Source organism: Methanobrevibacter sp. (assembly GCF_045586545.1).
Lineage (GTDB): Archaea > Methanobacteriota > Methanobacteria > Methanobacteriales > Methanobacteriaceae > Methanocatella.
The window spans coordinates 1-3,444 of record NZ_JAZNAN010000109.1; the positions used below are offsets into that span (position 1 = coordinate 1).

Annotated in this window: 4 protein-coding genes; all 4 read left to right on the forward strand. The window is 36.4% G+C overall.

Annotated elements, in window-relative coordinates; translation table 11 throughout:
- The first annotated feature begins 59 nt into the window (after positions 1 to 59).
- The 4 genes from rnc to ACKI3D_RS08175 all read left to right on the forward strand — a co-directional run bounded on the left by rnc (position 60) and on the right by ACKI3D_RS08175 (position 3,239).
- Positions 60 to 731, forward strand: coding sequence for a ribonuclease III (gene rnc / locus ACKI3D_RS08160; RefSeq protein WP_407393582.1), 672 nt, complete (start codon positions 60 to 62; stop codon positions 729 to 731).
- Positions 732 to 2,198, forward strand: a complete 1,467-nt coding sequence (locus ACKI3D_RS08165; RefSeq protein ID WP_407393584.1) for a homoserine O-acetyltransferase — start codon at positions 732 to 734, stop codon at positions 2,196 to 2,198.
- Between the two features lie 82 nt (positions 2,199 to 2,280).
- A complete protein-coding gene (locus ACKI3D_RS08170) occupies positions 2,281 to 2,925 on the forward strand; it encodes an AzlC family ABC transporter permease (protein WP_407393587.1) in 645 nt (214 codons plus the stop codon).
- On the forward strand, positions 2,925 to 3,239 hold the full coding sequence (locus ACKI3D_RS08175) for an AzlD domain-containing protein (RefSeq protein WP_407393585.1): 315 nt from the start codon (positions 2,925 to 2,927) through the stop codon (positions 3,237 to 3,239). The genes ACKI3D_RS08170 and ACKI3D_RS08175 overlap by 1 nt, the downstream gene beginning before the upstream one ends.
- The last annotated feature ends 205 nt before the right edge of the window (positions 3,240 to 3,444 follow it).

The window sequence follows — 3,444 nt, forward strand, 5'->3', positions numbered from 1 at the left end:
TATATAATTAGAATTCCAAATTTAATAATAGTATAATTAATTAAATCTGGGCTTTAATTATGAATTTATATGAAAAATTTAATATAACAACTGAAAATGAAGATTTGTATAAAATAGCTTTTACGCATGGTTCCTATTCAACACTTCATAACTTAGATTACAATTATGAAAGATTGGAATTTCTGGGAGATTCTGTTTTAAGTTTAATTGTATCTGAGTATTTGTATAAAAAATATCCTGATTACGGTGAAGGAAAATTGACCAAGCTAAGGGCAAATTATGTCTGCCAGTCAGCGTTGATTTATTATTCCCATGAATTGGGATTGCAGGAATACCTTAAAGTGGCTGAAGAGGAATCAAATCTGACTAAAAATGAAGTATTGTCCATTACAGCAGATATTTTTGAATCATTTTTAGGAGCTATATTTCTTGACCAGGGGATGGAGTTTGCAAAGGATTACATTTCAAAGATAATATTTAAGTATATTGATGAAAATAAGATATTTTTTGCAGATTACAAGTCTGCAATGAAGGAATACGGGGACGCTAAAAACTTAGACATCCATTATGAAGTATTAGACGAACAGGGTGTCCCTCACGATAAGACATTCACAATTTCAATTGTTATTGATGGAGAAGAGATGGGTGTCGGAAAAGGTAAAAATAAAAAAGAGGCGGAACAAGCAGCTGCAAAGGTAGCTATTGAAAAATTAAATATTAAGGTGTTTTAAATGAATAAAGAATCTGTGGGTATTGTTGAGACCAAATATTTCGATATCGCAGAGCCTATCGATTTGGATAGTGGAAAAACTCTTGAAAATGTTACTGTTGCCTATGAAACTTATGGAGAACTTAACAAAGAAAAATCCAATGCTATTCTAATCTGTCATGCTTTAACAGGTGATGCCCATGCAGCAGGTTGGCACGAAGGAGATAAGAAACCTGGCTGGTGGGAGATTGTAATAGGTCCGGGAAAGGCGCTTGACAGTGAAAAATATTTTATAATCTGTTCTAACGTACTTGGAGGATGTAAAGGAACAACTGGTCCAAGTTCCATCAATCCTAAAACAGGCAAGGAATACGGCCTTGAATTTCCAGTAATTACAATTAGGGATATGGTTAAGGTTCAAAAGAAACTGGTGGATTCTTTTGGAATCAATCAGTTGGCCGCAATCATTGGGGGATCCATGGGAGGAATGCAGGTTCTTCAATGGATGGTATCCTATCCTACAAAGATGAAAAAGGCAATTCCGATAGCAACCGCAGCAATGTCATATCCTCAGCAGATTGCATTTAATGCCGTAGGTCGCCAGTCAATCTTTTCTGATCCTCACTGGAAAGGTGGAAACTACTATGAATCAGGGGTAATTCCAAGAAATGGATTGTCTCTGGCACGCATGATTGCCCACATAACCTATTTAAGTGACGAGTCAATGGATATCAAGTTTGGACGTGGCCTTCAGGATAAGGATGAAATCAGCTATGACTTTACAGTGGATTTCCAGGTCGAAAGCTACCTTAAATATCAAGGAGAATCCTTTGTAAAACGTTTTGATGCTAACAGTTACCTATACATTACAAAAGCTGTAGACCTATTTGACTTATCTGTTAATGGTTCATTAATCGAGGGTCTTAAAGATGTTGAATGTAAGGTTGAAGTGATTTCCGTTGATTCAGACTGGTTATATCCAACAGAACAGAGTACTGAAATCGTAACATCCCTGAACGCCAATGACATTGAAGTATCATTTTCAGAGATAAAATCCAACTATGGACATGATGCATTCCTGCTTGAAAAAGGGCAATTGAATTATATTTTTGCCAATTTCCTATCAGACAATGTCGTAGAAGACCTGATGATGGAAGAAATCTCTACAATTAAAGCGGATGCTGAAGTAGTTGAAGCGGCCAAATTGATGTTGGATGGTCATGTAACTCATATTCCAGTTGTCACTGATGAAAACAAGTTAATCGGTATTGTTACAAGCTGGGATTTATCCAAATCAATTGCAACAGATTCTCACATGCTGAAAGATATCATGACAACAACCGTCAAATACTGCAATGCCGGTGACACCATAGAGGAAGTTGCCCGTAAAATGCGTAAATTTGACATATCATGTCTTCCAGTTGTTGATGAGGACATGGTGGTTTTAGGTCTCATTACAACAGACCAAATAAGTAATTTACTTAGTTAAATTACTTTTTAATTCTTTTTTTGGAGTCGTTATTATTTCTCGTAAATCTAAATTTATCGATGGTGCTAAAAAGGGTATTCCAATCACATTTGGTTATGTTCCAATGGGAATTGGTTATGCTGCAATAGCCATAAAAGCAGGTTTTACACCAATTCAAACAATTTCAATGTCTTTTTTAGTTTATGCCGGTGCAGGCCAGATCATTGCAGCTTCAATGGCTCTTGGCGGTGCGGGAGTAATTGCAATCATATTGACCAATTTTGTTGTCAACCTGAGATATTTTGTAATGTCCACATGCGTTTTGAATCAAGTTGAGGAGTCAAATGTCGGCTTGAATATCCTGGCGGCCCATGTTACTGTTGACGAATCATTTGCAATGTTTTCACTTTCCGAAGACTCATCAATATGGATATATCTGGGAATTGCGATAACCGCATGGCTGAGCTGGTGCTTGGGGGCTGGAATAGGTGTTGTTCTTCTTGATCTGCTTCCGGTCATTGTAACAAACAGTTTCAATATTTCACTATATGCATTGTTTGTAGCTATTTTAACTCCTGCAGTTAAGGAAAATAAGCAGATTGCCCTATTGGTGCTGATAACTGCTGTTTTAAACATTGTTTTAAGCCAGATTCTTGGAAACTGGTCTTTGATAGTATCCACTCTTATCGGAGCCGGAATCGGAATGTATATAGTTGATGATGAATATCTGCTTTCAGGTGATGCCTAATGGATTACATCAGCTTGGTGATTTTAGGCTGTGCAATAGTAACATTCATTCCGAGGTTAATTCCAGCATTGTTTATTGATAAGCTTAATTTTTCACCTAAAGTGGAGAAATTTCTGAATCTGATTCCTTATACGGCTCTTGCAGCCCTGATCTGTCCGGGTGTTTTGACTGTGGATAATCAGCTGTGGTATATCGGTTTAATCGGTGCGGTTGTTGCGGCAGGTCTTGCCTGGAAAAAGGTTCCTCTTGGAGCAATTGTAATCCTGACAGTGGTCGTTTTAATAACAGTATATTCCATTGTCCCTTTCTTTTAAAATCAGTTTTTTAGCCCCAAGCAGATAATTTTTAAGGGAAATGGGTTGATAACGTATAAGTTTGATTTCTGCTTGGAACTCTTTTTGTAACATCAAAGTGTTAATGAAATGTTACATATGTTAAAGATGATTTACCTCATATATAAATGTTTTGGTTTTGTATTTCTTATTGAATGAGTTATAATTATTAGTTAAATAATTATCA